Origin of the sequence: Neobacillus sp. B4I6, from assembly GCF_050434045.1 — a bacterium.
GTDB lineage: Bacteria > Bacillota > Bacilli > Bacillales > Cytobacillaceae > Neobacillus.
In genome coordinates, this window is record NZ_JBNPWB010000002.1 from 3,101,901 (window position 1) to 3,123,137 (window position 21,237).

Below are 21,237 nucleotides of genomic sequence, written 5' to 3' on the forward strand. Positions count from 1 at the left end.
AGCAAGCTCTTATTTACTTCGCATTGGTGTTGTTTGGAAACGAATGGTTTCAAGTACACGAAAAATTGCAACTACTGTATCAAGAGAGGTTAAACATGGAATACCATTTTCAACTGCTTCACGGCGAATTTTAAATCCGTCACGTGCAGGCTGTTTTCCCTTTGTTAGTGTATTGACCACAAGCTGTGCTTTACCATTACGAATTACCTCTAACAAGTTTTCCTCTTCGGATTCGATTTTATTCACAACATTTACAGGAATTCCTTCTTGCTTAAATGCAGCAGCAGTCCCTGCTGTTGCCAGGATTCGATACCCAATGTTATAGAAACGTTTAGCTAGTTCAGCAGCTTCCGCCTTATCTTTGTCCGCAACTGTGAACAATACATACCCGTGGGGCTTGATTGAAGTACCGGCAGCAATAAATCCTTTATACAGTGCTTTTTCCAACGTTGTATCTTGTCCCATAACTTCCCCGGTTGATTTCATTTCGGGTCCAAGTGTTATATCTACTTTTCTTAGCTTTGCAAATGAGAATACAGGGACTTTCACATAAACATTGTTCTCTTCAGGATGAATACCTGATTGAAGCCCGAGCTCCGGTAACGTTTTTCCTAACATTATTTTGGTAGCAAGATTCGCCATTGGAACACGTGTAATTTTGCTTAGGAATGGCACTGTACGGCTCGCGCGCGGATTAACTTCCAATACATACACTTTACCTTTTGATAAGACGAACTGAATATTAAGTAAACCTACTATTTGAAAACCTTTTGCAATTCTTGTTGTATAGTCAATAATTGTCGCCTTTGTTTCTTCTGATAGGCTTTGTGGTGGATACACACCGATCGAGTCACCTGAATGGACACCTGCACGCTCAATATGTTCCATAATACCTGGAATGAATACATTCTCCCCATCAGAGATAGCATCTACTTCCATTTCCTGGCCTGTTAAATAACGGTCAATCAATACCGGCTGATCCTCATGTACTTGGACCGCATTTTTCATGTAATGAAGTAATTCCTCTGTTTGATATACAATTTCCATTGCCCTTCCGCCTAGTACATAAGAAGGCCGAATAAGTACAGGGAAGCCAATTGTCTCTGCAATTTTAACCGCTTCTTCTACAGATCTTGCTGTTTTCCCTAAAGGCTGCGGAATATCCAGAGATGCCAATGTTTTTTCGAACTTTTCACGGTCTTCTGCTGCCTCAAGACACTCAAGCGATGTTCCTAAAATTTTCACACCTCGGCTTGCCAATTCTCCAGCCAAGTTAATCCCTGTTTGTCCTCCAAATTGTACAACAACACCAAGTGGTTTTTCTAAATCAATAATATGCATAACATCTTCGATCGTTAATGGCTCAAAATACAGCTTGTCTGAAATACTAAAATCGGTTGAAACAGTTTCGGGGTTATTATTAATAATAATTGCCTCGTAACCGGCTTCGCGAATAGCCCAGACGGAGTGAACCGTTGCATAATCGAACTCCACTCCTTGTCCGATACGAATTGGTCCGGATCCAAGTACGATCACACTCTTCTTTTCAGTCACAACTGATTCGTTTTCATCTTCATACGTACCGTAAAAATAAGGCGTTTCAGATTCAAATTCAGCTGCACATGTATCCACCATTTTATAGACAGGAATAATTCCATTCTCTTTCCGATATTCATAAACTTCAAGTTCTGTCATACCCCATATTTTTGCTATAGTTTTATCTGAGAAACCGATTTTCTTTGCTTCAAGCAAAACCTCTCTATCGTCTTTGTTTTCTTCCATAACCTTCTCAAATTTGACTATATTGTCAAACTTCGCAAGAAAGAAAATATCAATTTGGCTCCACTCATGAATTTGTTCAATCGTTATACCTCTTCTGAGTGCTTCACCTATGTAGAATAAGCGCTCGTCACCCGCAACACGAATACGTTTTTCAATCAATTCGTCATTGATTTGATCGGCATCTTTTAAATTTAGATGATATACTTTTAATTCAAGTGAACGAACCGCTTTTAATAATGACTCTTCGAGAGTACGTCCGATTGCCATTACTTCACCTGTCGCTTTCATTTGTGTACCAAGCTTACGATTGGCCGATTCGAATTTATCAAATGGAAAGCGCGGAATTTTTGTTACTACATAATCTAGGGCAGGTTCAAACGATGCATATGTTCTTTCTGTTACAGGATTCATCATTTCATCTAACGTCAAACCTACTGCAATTTTCGCCGAAAGTTTCGCAATTGGGTACCCTGTTGCTTTTGATGCTAGCGCGGATGACCGGCTGACTCGCGGGTTTACCTCAATAACATAGTATTGGAAGCTCAAGGGATCTAAAGCAAGCTGAACATTGCATCCACCCTCAATCTTCAGTGCACGAATAATCTTTAAAGAGGCATTACGCAATAATTGATACTCACGGTCGCTTAAAGTTTGACTCGGTGCTACAACAATTGAATCACCCGTATGGACACCAACAGGATCGATGTTTTCCATGTTGCACACAACAATAGCATTGTCGTTGCTGTCACGCATTACTTCGTACTCTATTTCTTTAAACCCGGCAATACTTTTCTCGAGCAGGCATTGGGTAACAGGACTGTATTTTAAGCCGCTCGTTACAGTATCAATTAATTCCTCTTTATTGTGGCAAATACCGCCGCCCGTTCCTCCAAGTGTATAGGCCGGACGAACAATAACAGGATAGCCGACTTGTTCCACGAATGCATATCCCTCTTCAACCGTATGAATAATTTCACTATCCGGAACTGGTTCATTCAATTCGTTCATTAATGAACGGAACAAATCTCGGTCTTCTGCTTGTTCAATCGCGCTTAATTTTGTTCCTAAAATTTCAACGCCCAGCTCTTCTAAAATACCTGATTTGGCAAGTTCTACGGTAAGATTTAACCCTGTTTGTCCACCTAGTGTCGGTAAAATGGCATCCGGACGTTCTTTATATATGATGGAGCTTACGAACTCAACAGTTAACGGCTCAATGTATACTTTATCTGCCATTTCCGTATCGGTCATAATTGTCGCTGGGTTTGAGTTAACAAGAATGACTTTGTACCCTTCTTCTTTTAATGCGATACATGCCTGCGTGCCCGCATAATCAAACTCTGCCGCTTGTCCAATAACAATTGGTCCTGATCCAATTACTAAAATTGTTTCAATGTCTAAGCGTTTTGTCATCGTTCGTCCCTTCCTTCTTCCTTGCTTCCATTAATTCAATGAAACGGTCAAATAAATAGTTTGCGTCTTCTGGTCCCGGGGATGCCTCAGGATGGTATTGGATAGTAAAAGCTGGATACTTGTCATGCTTTAACCCCTCAACTGTCCCGTCATTTAATGCAATATGTGTTACTGATAAATCAGTTCCTTCTAAAGAATCCATACAAACTGTATACCCATGGTTTTGCGAGGTAATTTCAACGCGATTTGATTCTAAATTTTTAACAGGATGGTTTGACCCGCGGTGGCCAAACTTCAATCTTTCTGTATCTGCTCCGCATGCAAGGGCGACCAATTGATGACCTAAGCAAATGCCGAACAATGGTATTTTCCCAAGCACACCTTTAATCATTTCAATTCCTTCTGTTATTTCTTTCGGATCCCCAGGCCCATTACTTAACATGATGCCATCCGGATTTAGATTAAATATTTTTTCTGCCGTTGTATCATACGGAACGACTATAACATCACAGTTGCGCAGCGTTAACTCCCGTAAAATACCGTGCTTCATTCCGTAGTCGACTAGCACGACTTTAAAACCTCTTCCAGGACTCGGATAGGAACGTTTTGTTGATACTTGTTTCACCTGATCTCTCGTCCATTCTGCTTTCTTTAAATCTGCCACTACTTCTTCAACAATTACATCCATGCTGCAGATTCTTCCTTTTAGAATCCCATGCTCGCGGATTTTTCTTGTAAGCTTCCTTGTATCAATTCCCGCTAAACCTGGAATATCTTTGTCTTTTAAATATTTATCAAGTGGAAATTGACTACGGAAATTTGACGGTATTTCGCAAAATTCTTTTACAATCAAACCATTAATTGTTGGTTCAATCGATTCAAAATCATCACGATTAATTCCATAGTTACCAATAAGCGGGTAAGTCAATGTAACAATTTGACTACAATAAGAAGGATCCGACAAAATTTCCTGATAGCCGGTCATCCCTGTGTTAAATACAACTTCACCTATCAATTCCTTCTCACTGCCAAATCCTTTTCCAACAAATACAGTACCATCTTCTAAAATGAGTTGACGTTTCATACCATTACACTCCTTTCTTCCATACGCATTATCCCTCTACCCCGTAATCGTTTGATTAACGCCTGTTGATCTTCTCTTCCTCGTAAAAGGAGGATTTATTTTATAGTATCTGGAGGGCATCACGATCAATTCCAATGATTTACAAATTGAAGTATTTCCGCTAAAAATTCTAATATTGCGTAAAGTTAGAACTACTTTATTCCTAATTTGTATTTTTACAGGTCATTCCCTATAATCTCCTTATTTGCCACTATAATGTATTATATAAATAAGAAAAATTGTCCACTATTATTGGGTTCATCTATTATATAATCCTTTCCTTCCTTTTCATTTAGAAAAACAAACTTGGTTATTTATTGCTGATCGAACTCCTCGGTATAGAATTCTCCCACAACATAATATTGAGTTTGAAAATTATACCTTTTCTTTTGTTTAAATAGAATTTTATTTACAGTTGTTTTTGCTAAAATGAATAATTGTTATTTTCACAATTTCATTCCTTTCAAATAAAAATCTACTAGTAAATGCAAAAGGCGTTCATTTTGATAGGGACAAGTTGAGGTTAATACGTACATTTTTTTGATATAAAAAAAACGCCACCGTTAAGGTGGCGCAATGGTAATTGCTTATTTAAACAGGTATAGCTGGCCTATTTTCTAATATCGAGCAAACTAGGAAATGGAACCCGTAAGCAATAGCACAAAATGTGATGATACTTAAATACTTTTGTTTATACCCGAAGTGTTAGCTTTCTATATTCCTTTGGGGGTCTGCCCATACTTTCCTTTAAAAATCCGATAAAAATAACAGATATCATCATAGCCAACCTGCTCCACTATTGCTGCAATTGACATATATTAAAAGGCTGTCGAAGGTTTTTCGACAGCCTGACAGACCTCAAAGGTCTGTTTTTGTTTGGTCTTTTAGAATTAAACAAGCAAATCAATAAGATTTATCCTTCTAATAATAAAGAGGTAGGATCCTCCAACAATTCTTTCACTGCAACTAGGAAGCTAACAGCTTCTTTTCCGTCGACAATTCGATGGTCGTAAGAAAGGGCAATATACATCATCGGACGGTTTTCCATTCGTTCACGATCAATCGCTACTGGCCTTATTTGGATCTTATGCATACCGAGAATCCCCACTTGCGGGCTATTCAAGATCGGCGTTGACATTAATGAACCGAAAACTCCGCCATTTGTAATCGTAAATGTTCCACCTTGCAAATCATTTAAAGTAAGGGCATTATCACGAGCTTTTTTACCGAGATTACTGATTTCTTGTTCGATTTCGGCAAAGTTTTTCTGGTTCGCATTGCGTACAACCGGTACGACCAACCCCTCTGGTGCTGCCACAGCAATTCCGATATCATAAAACTTCTTCAAAATCAATTCATCGCCTTGAATTTCAGCATTTAAAAGCGGGAATTGCTTCAAAGCCGAAACCACGGCTTTTGTAAAGAACGACATGAACCCAAGTCGAACCCCATGTTTTTCAAAAAAGGCATCTTTCCGCTTAGTGCGTAAATCCATGACAGCAGACATATCCACTTCGTTAAATGTAGTTAACATTGCCGCTGTATGCTGGACTTCTACTAAGCGTTTAGCGATGGTTTGACGCCGGCGGGACATTTTCACACGTTCTACTGGTTTGTCAAACTCTTCATCTATTTGTTGTACGACAGGTTTAGGGCTGGTCTTTTCCAACTTTGGTTCTTCTTTAACCGCAGGTGTATGTGTATATGCTTTTACATCCTCTGTTCTAATTCTGCCAAGTGGATCACGGCTGCTTACTTGATGTAAATCGATTCCCCGTTCTCTTGCCAATTTTCTTGCTGCTGGTGAAGCAATTGGACGTAGGGCTTTCGAAAGTTCTGGCTCAGGTTGGTTGCTTTGTTGATTAAAAGTTTCTTCTGCCGGTCTTTCCGGAGCTGCAACTGGAACAGTTGGAGTGCCTGGAGTGGCTCCTGCATCCGTATTCTCTTCGATAATCGCAATTACATCGCCTACTTCGACGATATCGCCCGTCTCTTTTAATAATTTTGAAACTATACCTGAGTATTCGGTATTTAATTCGATATTCACTTTGTCTGTTTCCAGTTCAACAACACTATCTCCTTTGGTCACTTTATCACCAATGTTAATGAGCCATTGTGAAATGGTTCCTTCTGTAATGGATTCTGCCAGTTCTGGTACTTTTATTTCTATCATGTGGTGTATCCTCCTAGGTATGATGGTAAGTCTCCTATTATGCTTGTATTTCAACTATCGTAATTTGTGAGTGATGATGGTTAGTTAGAACTAAAATCACTTTCTTGTTTCTGAGTATCTACTAGACTCTATATAGTTCAAAGCCTGTTGGATAATGCGCTCTTGTTCCTTTTTATGAACGATTGGATCGCCGCCTGCCGTACTTGAACGCTCCTGACGTCCAATGTAACCAACTGTCAGGCTCCCGGAAGCAAGATCAAAGAGAATTGGGGCGATATAATGCCACGCACCCATATTTTTCGGTTCTTCCTGTACCCAAATGATTTCCTTCAAGTTTGGGTAACGCTTCAAGATTGCTTCTACTTTTTCCTGAGGAAATGGATACAATTGTTCGATTCGAACGATGTGTAACTCTTCTAAGTTTCGATCTTCTTTCTTTGCATCGACTTCTACAGCCAAATCGATGGCCATCTTACCAGTTGTTAATACTAAACGCTTTACCTTGTCTATCTCTTTTCCGAGCTGAGGCTGTTCCACTACTGTTTGGAAATGGCCTTCGCTTAGCTCAGTACCTGGAGAAGCGACCAACGGGTGACGAAGCAGACTCTTTGGCGTCATAATCACCAATGGCCGAACAAACTCTGTTCCTAAGATGGATGCTTGACGGCGTAAAATATGAAAATATTGGGCCGCACTTGTCAAGTTGGCGACTGTCCAGTTGTTTTCAGCTGCTAATTGTAAAAAGCGTTCCGGACGGGCACTGGAATGCTCCGGACCTTGGCCTTCATACCCGTGAGGCAACAGGAGGATAAGCCCTGATTTTTGCCCCCATTTTGCTCTTGCGGATGAAACAAATTGATCATAGAGGGGTTGTGCTGTGTTGGCAAAGTCGCCATATTGTGCTTCCCACATGACAAGTGTTTCAGGAGCAAATACATTATATCCATATTCAAAACCTACAACCGCTGCTTCCGACAGCGGGCTATTATGAACCGCAAACGAAGCTCGTGTTTGCGGAAGCTGGTGCAGTGGTGAATAGGTATCGTTTGTTTCCGTGTCGTGGAGCACAATGTGCCGCTGCGCAAACGTTCCACGCTCAGAATCTTGGCCGGTTAGACGAATCGGCGTCCCATCTTTTAACATCGATGCAAATGCCAGCACTTCTGCTACCGCCCATTCTACTTTCCCGTTCTCTTCTAGTGCCGAATTGCGGCGCTCCAGAATCCGCTTTAATTTTGGATAAACATGAAAACCATCCGGCCATTTCAGCAAATCTTGGTTTAATTCACGAAGGGTATCAAGGGGCACGCTTGTTTCCACCGGTGGAATTCCTTTGGCGATCACCCTCGGAACCTCTACTTCTGCAAGGGGTTCACTCTGCTTCTTCTCGGACGCTTTTTCAAACTCAGCCTGCAACATTTCTTGCACGCTGCGGTTAATGTGCTCAACTTCTTCTTGTTTGAGAATGCCACTATTTTGCAACTGTTTGGAATAAACCGCTCTTACCGTTGGATGGTTCGCGATTTTTTTGTAAACCTGTGGCTGGGTGACCGCTGCATCGTCCATTTCATTATGACCAAATCGCCGGTACCCAACTAAATCAATCAAAAAGTCCTTTTGGAACCGAGTTCGGTATTGATAGGCCAGACGAACTGCAGCCAGACATGCTTCTGGATCGTCCGCATTTACATGTACAATCGGAATCTCAAATCCTTTTGCTAAGTCACTCGAATATCTCGTTGAACGAGAATCGTGGCTATCTGTCGTAAAGCCGACCATGTTGTTGGCAATGATGTGGATGGTTCCACCTATTCGATATCCTTTTAACCCGCTTAAATTCAAGGTCTCCGCTACAATCCCCTGGCCCGGAAAGGCTGCATCCCCATGGACCAAAATCGCAAACGCCCTCTTAACATCCTGCTTAGGGTAACCGGCAGACTTTCGTTCTTCTTGGGCAGCTCTTGCAAAACCTTCGACTACCGGATCGACAAATTCAAGATGACTCGGATTATTGGCTAAAGTAATACGTGCGCGAACGTTTCCGGGGCCTTCCATGAATCGATTTCGGCCTAAATGGTATTTCACATCTCCAGTCCAGCCCTCACTAATGTCGACCAAATCTTCTGACGGACCCTGTTGTTTGGCAGACGAGTGCTGAAATTCAGAGAACATTTTTCTGTATGGTTTGTTTAACACATGCGCAAGGACACTTAGGCGGCCGCGATGCGCCATTCCAATCACGACATTACGCGCTCCATCCCCGACACCTTCGTGCACAGCTTCATTCAGCATGGGGACAAGCATGTCAACGCCTTCAATGGAAAATCTCTTTTGACCGACAAAGGTTTTATGCAAAAATTGTTCAAATCCTTCAACCTCTGTCAAACTTTGTAACAAGTTCGTTTGTTCTTCTTTAGATAAGGAACGATGCAAGGAACCTGTCTCCACCATTTGAGTTAACCATGCTCGTTCATCCATATGTTGCACATGGTTAAATTCATAGGCTAGTGTGGAGGTATAAATACGCTTTAAATGGTTGATAGCATCCCATGCGGTTTGAATACCTGCTGGTGCCTCCTCCCAAACAAGTTTGGATGAAATCGCTTTCAGGTCTTGCTCACTTACCCCATGTTTTTCTGGATTAAACAACTCTTGATTTTGTGGATTCCCCTCTAATGGGTTCATGTTTGCCGCTAAATGACCGTTTGAACGAATATCTTCAAGCAGTTTTACCACTTTAAGTACTTTCTGTATATTTATGGAATCAGCAGGATTGACAGATTTATTATTGAGGGTTTCTTCGGTATGACTTGACTCAAAAGACAAAGGGGAGCCCCATTTAATAAAAAGCTCTTTTAATTTTGGATCAATGGTATCTTCCCCGTTCGTGTACCGCTCATATTGTTCGATTACATAGCCCAGGTTTGGACCATTAAATTTCCTCCATGGATTATGTTCGTTTTTTTGTACTCCCATTCCTAATTCCCCCATTGTTGTGTTACTTTATATGTTTTGTTTCGGACTATTTAGTGAAGTAATTATCAATTGCTTTAGGTTAAGGATAATGTAATAATTGAAATAAATAAAATGCTAAAAAATTATATTAATCTATAAAAAATATTTATATCAGATAGATGGGTGGAAAAATGGATTATCGTGACTGGGAAATACTAAAGGTGCTTTATCATCAAAAGAATCTAACAAAAACTGCTCGCCTCTTATTTCTTACTCAACCCGCGTTAACGACTCGATTAAAGCATATGCAGGAAGAACTAGGCGTTAAAATCGTAACTCGTGAAAGCAGAGGAGTGCATTTTACCCCACAAGGAGAATATCTTGTTCATTGTGCTGAGGAGGCCCTTGCTCATTATGAAAAGATTAAAGAAAATGTCCAAAATATGAGTAATAATGAAAGTGACGAAGTGGTAGGTACGTTGAAATTGGGAGTATCCAATTTTTTCGCGAATTATGAACTTCCCTATGTTTTGAAATTATTTAAAATGCAATATCCACATGTGGAATTCAAAGTGGTTACAGGGTGGAGCAGAGACGTAACACAACTTATACACAATAAGGATGTTCATATCAGCTTTGTTCGAGGGGACTATGGTTGGCGGGGATTATCAAAACACCAATTATTTGAGGAAGACATATGCATTGCGTCAATGGATGAGATTGATATAACGGATCTCCCTCGTCTTCCTAGAATCGAATATAGAGGAGATTATTTATTAAAATCAGTAATTGATCATTGGTGGGGTGAAAATTATTCGCAAGCGCCCTTTATTAGTATAGAAGTTGACCAAGTTGATACGTGTAAGGAAATGGTTATAAATGGTTTAGGCTATGGCATCCTGTCTAGCAGGGTTCTTACCGGTATAGAAGATTTACATAAAATCCACCTACTTGATCAAGAAGGAAATCCTATATTGCGAAGAACGTGGATGTATTATCATAAGGAATCTCTGGAATGGAATGTTGTTAAGGCATTTGTACGCTTTATTGAAAACTTTGATTGGAAGGACAATTGAATTTAACAAACTGGACAAAGGTTAGCTTAATCATAATAGACCACTCCATAAAATAGCTGCTCCATTAAGAAAATCCTTCTAAAATGTATCATATTTTTTTACCCCCTCCTCTAGTTGTGAGAAGGGGGTAAAAGTATTAATTTACCTATTTTTTTACAAGATTGGGTTCATTATTAGTGGAAAATCGATTTAACTGATCCATCAGATTTGTTAGCATTTCTTCTGTAAACGCACCCATGCTGAAGTTGACTAATGCACGGAGAGGCATATATTTCATCATGGCTTCCATCATTTCGGCAGCATCCCCTTCATTCGCACCTAAATCTGGGAATGGATTGTGTTTATTTATTAGTTCCGTTGCCAACGTCCCTAAAAGCGGGTCAGCAAGCAAATCACCAACTAGGGTATTGCGATGAACCTGCTTTCTAATGGAAACTGTTGATTGAACAACGATGCTTTCATTAAGGACAATCTCTTGCGACGATTCTCCTACTAAAATTTCAAACTCTCCTGTTTCCACATGCCAGTCTTTCATTTCCACATTATAGTAAGCAAATGCCCGCTTATTTAATAAGAACGTAACCGTTTTTTCCTCACCTGGCTGCAAGTCTACTTTTTCAAAGCCTTTCAGCTCTTTTTCAGGTCTGTTGACACTGCTCTTTACATCTTTTACATAAAGCTGCACAATCTCTTTTCCAGCTCGATCACCTGTATTTTTAACGATTACACTGACTGCCACAGTTTCGGTATCTTGAATCTCTTTTTGACTGATTGAAAGATTGCTATATTCAAAGGTAGTGTAGCTTAATCCAAATCCGAACGGGAATAGAGGTTCAACTTTTTTCGTATCATAGTATCGATAACCGACAAAAATACCTTCCTTGTATTCCACTTTGTCGCCTTCTCCCGGGAAGTTCAAGAAAGAAGGGTTATCGCTTAATTGTTTAGGGAACGATTCTGCCAATTTTCCGCTCGGATTTGCATCGCCAAATAATAAATCTGCGATGGCACCTCCAAGTGCTTGTCCGCCTAAATAAGATTCAAGTATACCTCTTACATTTCCAATCCATGGCATTTCAATCGGTGAGCCGTTGCTTAACACGACAATGATATTGCGGTTCACTTCCGCTACTGCTTCGACTAATACACGGTGGTTTTCCGGCATGCGCAAATGTTCGCGGTCATAGCCTTCCGATTCATAACGATCAGGAAGTCCGGCAAAAAGGATCACCGTATCTGCTTGAGCCGCCACTTCTTTTGCTTTTGCAATTAGCGCTCCATCGATTTCGTCAGAGTCGAGACTGTATCCTTGTGCATATAACACATTCGTGTGCTTACCAGCAGTTTTTTCGATTTCTTCCACAATGTTTTCAAGCTTTGTCGGTTTTACATGAGAACTTCCCCCGCCTTGATATCTTGGCTTTTTAGCAAATTCTCCAATAACGGCAATGGTTCCTTCTTTTTTCAGCGGAAGAATAGCTTCTTCATTTTTTAATAACACCATGCTTTCCCTTGCCATTTCTCTAGCAAGCTGGTGATGGGCATCCTTGTCATAGACAGCATTTTCTTTTTTATGATCAACGGCCATAAAAATAATCCGCAATAATCGATCAACTGCTTTATTGAGTTTTTCTTCAGACAATTTACCGCTCTTCACAGCGTCGACAATCTTTTGGTCACCGATGCCATTACTAGATGGCATTTCAAGTTCCAATCCGGCTGCCAATCCTTCTGCACGTTCATTCACCGCACCCCAGTCGGAAACAACAAAGCCTTCAAAGCCCCATTCATCTTTCAGAATCTCATTTAACAAATATTCATTTTCAGATGCGTATTCACCGTTTACTTTGTTGTAGGAGCACATAACTGTCCATGGCTGGGACTGTTTGACCACGCCTTCAAAGCTGGCCAAATAAATTTCGCGCAATGTTCTTTCATCAACAACAGCATCCGTTGACATCCTGCGGTGCTCCTGGTTATTAGCTGCAAAGTGTTTCAAAGATGTTCCGACTCCCTGGCTTTGAACCCCTTTTACATGGCCCGCCGCCATTTCTGAAGCTAAATAAGGATCTTCAGAGAAATACTCAAAGTTTCTTCCACAAAGCGGTGAACGCTTAATATTCACTCCAGGTCCAAGCAAAACTGCTACATCCTCTGCCTGGCATTCTTCTCCTAGAGCTATCCCTACTTTTTCAATGAGTTCGCGATTCCAAGAGCTGGCCATTCCGGCCGCTGACGGAAAACAAGTGGCAGGAACACTGTTATAAATCCCCAAATGGTCTGAACCCTCTCCCTGCTTACGCAAACCATGGGGTCCGTCTGTCACCATAAGAGATGGAATCCCTAGTCGTTCAATCCCTTTTAAATGCCAGAAATCTAATCCAGAGCATAGGCTCGCTTTTTCTTCTAATGTCATTTGTGAAATTAATTGTTTGATATCTCGCATTGTGAACCTCCTAATATGGTTAATAGAAAACGCTTTCTATTTTTATATTGTATTAATTTATCTCTGTTAGTTATGGTAATATTTATCGAAAAATAGTATTATCTTATTAACTAAATGAAATAATATTGAAATTCGTTTACTTTAAAAGGGGAACTAACTAAGCATGCCATATCTTAATAGAGACCACTTAGAGTATATTTGCAGGCATATGAATGAGACTTTCAAAATTCCTTTTTTCCTACTTGATTCAAAAGGTGAATTACTTTTTGAATCATCATCAGGTTATAGACAAAACCCACTATACCATGCAAAAATAGACTATTTAAGTCAGCTAATGAAGAATGATGATTCATCAGAATACCCGATAATCAAATCGACTAAATTACTTGAAAATTACTTGATTGTTAATTTACAGGGTGGCGATACATTCCAAGGGAGTATTATTGGAGGTCCATCCGTTTTTACTAATTACTCTGAAGACATGATAAGAAGGATGAATCATGACCTTGGATTTTTTATCGATCAAGAATTCATTATTCTTTACTATCAATCACTTCCAGTTATGAAGCTACATGACTTGACACGTGCCGGTATCCTTGTCCACTATATGATCTATCATCAATTACTTGATACAGACTATGTTATCAAACAAAATCAAATAATGGATGATCAGGAGGTTCTTACTGAAAGTCCCGATTTGGAAATATCTTTAAGACGTCAAAATACTAAATTCCATCATGATTATTTAATTGAAAAGAAACTTTTTGGAGCAATAACAAAAGGAAAAAAAGAGGAACTGTTAATCTATTTGAACATCGCTAATGAGGAATTTGAATATGGAGTCCTATCAAAGAATAGTCAATTAAGAAGTGAAAAGAATTTAACCATTTCAGGCATTACCTTAGCCACTAGAGCTGCAATGGAAGGCGGTTTATATCCAGAAATCGCCTATTCCTTAAGTGATTTATATATTCAAAGACTCGAAGAATTACAGGATATTCATGAGGTAAAGAAATTAATGGAAAAAGCATTTGTTGACTTTGCTGAAAGAGTTCACACCAGCCAAATTGAACAGTATTCTAAACCTATCTCACTCTGTCAGAATTTTATTTTTAACCATGTATATGAAAACATTACATTGTCTCAATTATCAGAACTGGTACAATTGACTCCAAATTATTTATCCTCGCTTTTTAAAAAAGAAACAGGAGTTTCTTTGAGCGAATATATTCAAAAAGTGAAAATAGATGAAGCAAAAAATTTATTAATATTAACTTCCTATTCTCTATCCGAAATTTGTACTCTATTAAACTTTACGGATCAAAGCTATTTTATAAAAGTGTTTAAGAAATTTGCAGGAGTTACCCCCAAGCATTTTAAAGATAATCCTGTAAATTAAAGAGACCGTGTATGTCTGCCACGGTCTCTTCAAAAATTATTTAGTAATCAGCTAGACCAATCAGTGGGAGGACTCTTTACATTACCGCTTTATTTGACCCAGTAGAAACCATGGTTTTAGCCGATGGCATATTTGCAATAAATACGCCTAGTAATACCAAAATACCGCCAATGATTTGATTCAGCAAGATATGATTCCCTAAAATAAAATGAGAGGCTAGGATGGCGACAAACGGCTGGATATTCATGAACATTGAAGCTGTACCTGCACCAACTTTAGCTACGCCTTTATTCCACCAAAACCCGGCAATACCTTGCGCCATGATCCCAGCAAAAATTAACAAAATCCACATAAAAAGAGAATGGCTGATGACAGAACCGCTCACAAAGTTTTCGACTCCGGCAGCAGGAATCATTAGTACACTTCCTAGTACGGTTGAGTATATCGTAATAATAAATGTGTTCATAGTTTTTGATAAACCTCGGATAAATAATATACTAATCGAGAGGCAAAGCATGGCGATTAGTATGTTAAAATCTCCCCATGAGATTCCCAAACCGCCATTTGCAACACCAATAATTGAAAAAACACCAATTAAACTAATAATGGCTCCTGCCGATTTTTTAATGGTAAACTTGACCTTAAAGATGATTCGTTCCAATAGAATTGTCGCTATCGGTGCCAAGGAAATTATTAATGAGGCGTTAGCTGGTGTTGTATGATGGAGACCCGTAAAGTAGAAGGTTTGATTTAACAGGGTTCCAAAGATTCCAACACCAATGAGGTATTTCCACTCTGAAATGGTGGGACGCTTCATTCCTTTATGAATCATGGCAACGATTATCAAAAAAAGTGAGGTAAAGCAAATTCGAACGGTTGATAAAAAAACTGGTGAAAATCCTTGCAGTAAATAGGAACTGACCGGATAATTACACCCCCATAAAACAGAAACCAAAAAGAGACTAATAAAAGCTTTTATCATACTACTCGACATTTACCATAGACAACCCTTCTCAAAATGTTTTTGTTGGTGACTTTTATTAGTATAGCATGGTATTTCGCTTATCGAAATACTTATCAATGGGAATTTTCATTTATCTTTCCTAACACTTCGTTTTATAGAGATTGATGGCGTAAAGGATCACGATTGTGAACTTGTTATTGCTTGGAAAAAAACAATATAAATCCAACTATTCTCAGCACTTTATAGATGTTATGATAAAAAGTTGACCCCTTTTATGGAGTCAACTTTTTTGTTAATTAATCTTAAATTGCTTTCTATCTAACTCATAAACTATTAAATCAATAAAGTCTTGTTGTAAATTTAACTCAATGGCTTTATTTAATGTTTCCAGCAATTGTGCAATGCTTAGTTTCTTCATTCAGAAACAACATTTAAAGATAGCGGTCTACTCTTATTTAATAAGGTATATTATGATGATTTGTTTTTATTATAAATATCAAAAGCTACTGCAGCTAATAATACAAGCCCTTTAATACCTTGCTGCCAATCTATTCCTAAACCTAGGATGGACATTCCGTTATTCATGACACCCATAACAAGTCCACCAATAATAGCCCCTGGAACCGTACCTACTCCACCATATGCTGATGCCCCGCCAATAAAACATGCTGCAATCGCATCAAGTTCAAAAAGATTTCCAGCTCTAGGTGTTGCAGCATTTAATCGAGCTGCAAATAGAAGCCCAGATAGAGCCGATAACACTCCCATGTTTACAAAGACCCAGAATGTAACCCGCTTTGTTTTGACCCCTGATAAACTGGCTGCTTTTTCATTTCCACCTATCGCGTAAATGTGACGTCCTGCAATTGTTTTTGTTGTAATAAATTGATAAGCCAATATTAATAAAGCCAAGATAACTAAAATATTAGGAATTCCTTCGTAAGTAGCAAGAACATACACAAATACATTAATTAAGGCAACTATTGCAATAATCTTCAAAATGAAAATTCCTATAGGTGAAACATCTAAATTGTATTTTATTTCAGCTTTTCTAATTTTCAATTCATTGAAGATAAGAATGACAGATAGCAGAGCTCCAATGACAAGAGTTAAAATATGAAGGTTCGCTCCACCAAACACATCTGGAATGAAACCCGAGCTAATTTTTTGAAATGTTTCAGGAAATGGGGCGATTGATTTGCCCTCCAACACAACCATGGTCAATCCTCTAAACAAAAGCATTCCTGCTAGAGTAACAATAAACGCAGGAATTTTGACATATGCCACCCAAAACCCTTGCCAAGCGCCAATAAGTGCACCAATTAATAATGAGATTATAATTGCGGCAGAGATTGGAACTTCATAATTAACCATTAAAATAGCAGATATAGCTCCGACAAAGGCTGCTATTGAACCAACCGATAGATCAATATGTCCGGTAATAATAACTAAAATCATACCTATTGCCAATACTAAAATATAGCTATTTTGCAAGATTAAGTTTGTAATATTTAATGGTCTTAATAAAATACCATCTGTTAGAACTTGAAAAAGAATCATAATTGAAACTAGTGCCAAAATCATACTGTATTGTCTCAAATTATTTTTGAAAAGTTGTAAAATGTGATTTACTTTTGGTTCACGAACTGCAACTTTTTCGTTCTCAGCCGTTTTATGCGTTAACGATTGCATGTTTTGCTACCCCCTAAACCATACTTTTGGTCATATATTTCATAATTCGTTCTTGAGTTGCTTCTACTTTTAAAACTTCTCCTGTTATTCTGCCTTCATTCATTACATACACTCGATCACAAATCCCAAGAATTTCTGGCAGCTCTGAAGAAATGACTAAAATCCCTTTTCCATCTGTAGCCAACTGATTAATGATTGTGTAAATTTCATACTTTGCGCCTACATCGATACCTCGAGTAGGTTCATCTAAAATCAGGATATCAGGTTCTGAAAAGATCCATTTACTCAATACAACTTTTTGTTGATTTCCACCACTCAGATTTCCAGTTTTCTGATGAATACTAGGAGTTTTAATTTTTAATTTTTCACGGAATTTTTCCGATTCAATAATTTCTTGGTTCTTATTAATAACAAATTTGTTGGTTATCTCTTTAAGGCTGGCTAATGTAATGTTTTGTTTAATATCATCCATCAAGATTAACCCGTTAACCTTTCGATCTTCAGAAACATAAGCGATTCCATGTTCGATTGCCTGACTAACATTATTCAAATGGATTTCTTTACTATCTTTATATATTTGTCCCGTTATTTTCTTTCCATACGATTTCCCAAAGATACTCATTGCCAACTCTGTTCTTCCTGCCCCCATCAAGCCGGCAATACCAACAATCTCACCTTTACGAATATGAATATTCACATTATCAATTAATTTTTGATTTGTATGCATTTCGTGAAAGACATTCCAATTTTTCACTTCAAAAATAGTATTTCCAATTTTCGCATCCCTTTTTGGATAGCGATTCGTTAATTCTCTTCCTACCATACCCTTGATAATTCGGTCTTCTGAAATTTTGTCTACTTTCATATCTAGAGTTTCTACGGTTTGGCCGTCTCGCAAAATTGTGATGGAATCCGCCACTTTGGAAATTTCATTTAATTTATGCGATATAATAATGGCTGACATGCCCTGTTTTTTAAACTCTAATAAAAGATTTAATAGGTTTTCACTATCGTGTTCATTTAATGCAGCAGTAGGTTCATCCAATATTAATAATTTTACATTTTTAGATAGTGCCTTCGCTATTTCCGTTAATTGTTGTTTCCCTACACCCAAGTCTGCGATTTTTGTATTTGGTGATTCGTTTAAACCTACCTTTGTCAGCAGTTCTCTCGTCCTTAACACTGTTTCATTCCAATTGATAATTCCATTTTTCGCTTGTTCGTTACCAAGGAAAATATTTTCAGCAATCGATAGGTATGGAATCAATGCCAGCTCTTGATGAATAATAACAATCCCTAATTCTTCACTTTGTTTGATGTCCTTAAATTTACAAACTTTTCCACCAAACAGAATATCCCCAGTATATGAACCATGTGGATAGACACCACTCAATACTTTCATTAAAGTGGATTTCCCAGCCCCATTTTCTCCCACATAAAGCGTGAATTTCGCCCTCTTTTATCTTTAAATTTACATTTTGTAGTGCTTTGACGCCTGGAAACTCTTTTGTAATATTCCTCATTTCTAAAATTATCTTTGACATGTTTCACCACAACCTCGCAATTTTATAAAATGATTTAGTGACGGTTCTTCAACTGTCACTAAATCATTTAAATCACTAATTATTTACTTAGTTCTTCCTTTTTGTAATATCCAGAATCAACTAAGACAGATTCATAGTTTGCTTTATCAACTGAGACCGGTTCTAGCAGATATGAAGGAACGACTTTTTTTCCATTGTCGTACGTTTTGGTATCATTTACTTCAGCTTTTTTGCCCTTTAAAACGGCATCAGCCATAGAAACAGCTTTTTTAGCCAATTCTCTTGTGTCTTTAAACACTGTTTGTGTCTGTTCACCTTTTATTATTGATTTAATAGAAGCTAGTTCAGCGTCTTGTCCAGTAATAATAGGAAGTGGTTTAGTAGCTGATCCATAACCAACACCTTTTAAAGATGATATGATCCCGATACTGATTCCATCATAAGGTGATAAAACGGCATCTACCTTGTCAGTGGTATAGTGGGCACTTAATAGATTATCCATCCTAGCTTGTGCAACTGCACCGTCCCATCTTAATGTGGCACCTTGTTCAAATGACTTTTGACCGCTTTTTACGACTAATTTCCCCGATTCAATATAAGGCTTTAATACGGACATTGCCCCATCAAAGAAGAAATAGGCATTATTATCATCTGGTGATCCTGCAAACAACTCGATATTAAATGGGCCCTTTCCTGCCTTTAAACCTAATTTTTCTTCAATATAAGAGCCTTGTTGAACACCGACTTTAAAGTTGTCAAATGTTGCATAATAGCTGACATATTTACTATTTTTAATTAAACGATCATATGCAATGACTTTAATCCCTTGCTTGTTTGCTTTGGCTAAAACATCTGTTAAGGCTTCACCGTCAATTGACGCAATTACTAAAACGTTTACACCCTTGGTAATCATATTCTCAATTTGAGATACCTGATTCTCTACTACGTCTTCTGCATATTGCAAGTCCACTTTATAGCCTAACTTTTCAAATTCTTTTTTCATATTTTGACCGTCACTTACCCATCTTTCCGATGACTTTGTAGGCATCGCAAGTCCTACAAATCCACTATCTCCACTTGTACTTTTACTTCCACATGCTGCCAACGAAAATAATAAGGTTATTAACATAATTACTGACAACAACTTTTTCATCTGAATCGCCCCTTTTGTTTTTTCATAGTTAAAGTTTTATTACTTGCTATGAATATATCACCCTGTCATTTTTTCGTCTTTTCAATAAAACAACTATTTTTATAAAAATACAACTTAACTTGAAGCGCTTTCAAAAAATACTTCATTTAAAAAAAACAAAAATCACTCTCTAGGTTTGAAAGCACTTTTTGTTCGAAATTCCCCGTAAACAAAATAGAACAGTCCAAATGATTTATTTGGACTGTCCCATAGTACATTCATATTTGGCTAATTAAACCATATTACTCCTATTCTTTACTAGAAATCGAACTTGAAAAACCTGCACCTTTTCGATACTGGTTGGGAGATACACCCATTACTTTTTTAAATGCAGTACTAAAATAATGCTGTGTGTCATATCCAACTTTTCCGGCAATTTCAAGAATAGAAAGTTCTGTGGAGTTTAGCAGCATAATAGCCTTGCTGATTCGCATATTTGTAATCATACTAACAAAAGAAGTACCTAATTCCTTTTTCATAATTCTGCTTAGATAAACAGGGGATACTTGCAGATACTGTGCCAATGATTCCAATGTCAAATCTGTTTCTGAAAAATGTTCACTAAGATAGGATCTCGCACGCCGGACGATCGGTGAGATCTTTAAATTTTCAAACATCATTGTTTCGCAGTGTTTATAAATTTCAGAAATCGCAAATGTTTCCCCAGTAACTTGCTCAAAGTGCATATTCGGTGTCGTGTTCAAATAATTTTTTAATTTCTTTGACAACAATAATTCGAGATTTTCTTGTACATTTCCCCAAATACAAACTGATATAAACCCTGAAGGATCACGAAAAACAACTTTTTGGAAGGGTTCAAGTGCTTCAGCAACGATATCTTCAGTAAAATTAAATAATTGTTTATTATTTTCATTCAATAAAGGTTTATTGATATAAATTTCATGACATTGGATGAGACCAAACTGGTTCGGGCATTCTAGAGGCAAATGTAAGAATTTTAGTTGTTTAATAATTTCAGATTCTGTCATATTCCCTTTTATCCATTCCTGACAAAAATTTTGCTGTAAGAGAGGGATATTTTTTATGATTTGGTCTTTCGCTAATGCTAAGTACTCACTTTGCTGTTCTCTTTCTTCCAATTGTTTTCTTATACTCTGTAGGACGTTTTGTAATTGATCAGGATTTGCGGGTTTGAGAATATAATCATTAACATTTAAGCGTAATGCTTCTTGGGCATATGTAAATTCGTCATGACCTGAAATAATTATTATTTTACAGTTTGGCAAACTCTCTCGTACATGTTTAATTAAAGTCAAACCATCCATAATTGGCATATTCAAATCTACCAGCAATATGTCTACTGAATATTCGATGGCAAGGTCGAATGCTTCTTCTCCATCTTCCGCTTCTGCTACAACCTTCATATGAAGCTCTTGCCAATCTACTGATTCACGAATTCCTTCACGTATTATCGGCTCATCATCTGCAATCAATACATTCCAATGATTTAGCACACA

At 38.0% G+C, this 21,237-nt stretch carries 13 protein-coding genes and 1 pseudogene; 2 read left to right on the top strand and 12 right to left on the bottom strand.

Going from position 1 to position 21,237, the window contains the following annotated elements; genetic code table 11:
- Positions 1-9: 9 nt before the first annotated feature.
- The 5 genes from carB to QF028_RS17470 all read right to left on the bottom strand — a co-directional run bounded on the left by carB (position 10) and on the right by QF028_RS17470 (position 9,467).
- Positions 10-3,195, bottom strand: coding sequence for a carbamoyl-phosphate synthase large subunit (carB, locus tag QF028_RS17450; protein ID WP_429467286.1), 3,186 nt, complete (start codon positions 3,193-3,195; stop codon positions 10-12).
- A complete protein-coding gene (locus QF028_RS17455; RefSeq protein ID WP_410883430.1) occupies positions 3,173-4,279 on the bottom strand; it encodes a carbamoyl phosphate synthase small subunit in 1,107 nt (368 codons plus the stop codon). Before QF028_RS17455 ends, carB begins: the two co-directional genes overlap by 23 nt.
- Before the next feature lie 752 nt (positions 4,280-5,031).
- Positions 5,032-5,133 (bottom strand): AraC family transcriptional regulator, encoded by a 102-nt coding sequence (locus QF028_RS17460; protein WP_429467290.1) that lies wholly within the window; start codon positions 5,131-5,133, stop codon positions 5,032-5,034.
- Between the two features lie 98 nt (positions 5,134-5,231).
- Entirely contained in the window at positions 5,232-6,491 is a 1,260-nt protein-coding gene (gene odhB / locus QF028_RS17465; protein ID WP_429467293.1) for a 2-oxoglutarate dehydrogenase complex dihydrolipoyllysine-residue succinyltransferase, read from the bottom strand.
- 96 nt (positions 6,492-6,587) lie between these two features.
- Entirely contained in the window at positions 6,588-9,467 is a 2,880-nt protein-coding gene (locus QF028_RS17470) for a 2-oxoglutarate dehydrogenase E1 component (protein WP_429467295.1), read from the bottom strand.
- 170 nt (positions 9,468-9,637) lie between these two features.
- On the opposite strand from QF028_RS17470, the gene QF028_RS17475 reads away from it, so the two are divergent.
- Positions 9,638-10,522, top strand: a complete 885-nt coding sequence (locus QF028_RS17475) for a LysR family transcriptional regulator (protein ID WP_410883424.1) — start codon at positions 9,638-9,640, stop codon at positions 10,520-10,522.
- Positions 10,523-10,667: 145 nt separating this feature from the next.
- Here the strand turns inward: QF028_RS17475 and QF028_RS17480 are convergent, their stop codons facing one another.
- Positions 10,668-12,968, bottom strand: coding sequence for a glycoside hydrolase family 3 C-terminal domain-containing protein (locus QF028_RS17480; RefSeq protein WP_429467298.1), 2,301 nt, complete (start codon positions 12,966-12,968; stop codon positions 10,668-10,670).
- Positions 12,969-13,131: 163 nt separating this feature from the next.
- Between QF028_RS17480 and QF028_RS17485 the strand changes: the two genes are divergently transcribed.
- Positions 13,132-14,367, top strand: coding sequence for a helix-turn-helix domain-containing protein (locus QF028_RS17485; protein ID WP_429467300.1), 1,236 nt, complete (start codon positions 13,132-13,134; stop codon positions 14,365-14,367).
- A gap of 76 nt (positions 14,368-14,443) precedes the next feature.
- On the opposite strand, the gene QF028_RS17490 is transcribed toward QF028_RS17485, so the two are convergent.
- The 6 genes and pseudogenes from QF028_RS17490 to QF028_RS17515 all read right to left on the bottom strand — a co-directional run bounded on the left by QF028_RS17490 (position 14,444) and on the right by QF028_RS17515 (position 21,234).
- Positions 14,444-15,361, bottom strand: coding sequence for a DMT family transporter (locus QF028_RS17490; RefSeq protein ID WP_215000500.1), 918 nt, complete (start codon positions 15,359-15,361; stop codon positions 14,444-14,446).
- Between the two features lie 262 nt (positions 15,362-15,623).
- Positions 15,624-15,749 carry a sporulation histidine kinase inhibitor Sda gene (sda, locus tag QF028_RS17495; RefSeq protein WP_142292227.1) on the bottom strand — a complete coding sequence of 42 codons (126 nt, stop codon included), beginning with the start codon at positions 15,747-15,749 and terminating at the stop codon, positions 15,624-15,626.
- Between the two features lie 50 nt (positions 15,750-15,799).
- Entirely contained in the window at positions 15,800-16,915 is a 1,116-nt protein-coding gene (gene mmsB, locus QF028_RS17500; protein ID WP_251028053.1) for a multiple monosaccharide ABC transporter permease, read from the bottom strand.
- 121 nt (positions 16,916-17,036) lie between these two features.
- Positions 17,037-18,567 (bottom strand): annotated as a pseudogene (gene mmsA, locus QF028_RS17505) (multiple monosaccharide ABC transporter ATP-binding protein).
- A 79-nt stretch (positions 18,568-18,646) separates the two neighbouring features.
- Positions 18,647-19,720, bottom strand: a complete 1,074-nt coding sequence (chvE, locus tag QF028_RS17510) for a multiple monosaccharide ABC transporter substrate-binding protein (protein WP_429467303.1) — start codon at positions 19,718-19,720, stop codon at positions 18,647-18,649.
- 287 nt (positions 19,721-20,007) lie between these two features.
- Entirely contained in the window at positions 20,008-21,234 is a 1,227-nt protein-coding gene (locus tag QF028_RS17515; protein WP_429467306.1) for a response regulator transcription factor, read from the bottom strand.
- Positions 21,235-21,237: the final 3 nt, after the last annotated feature.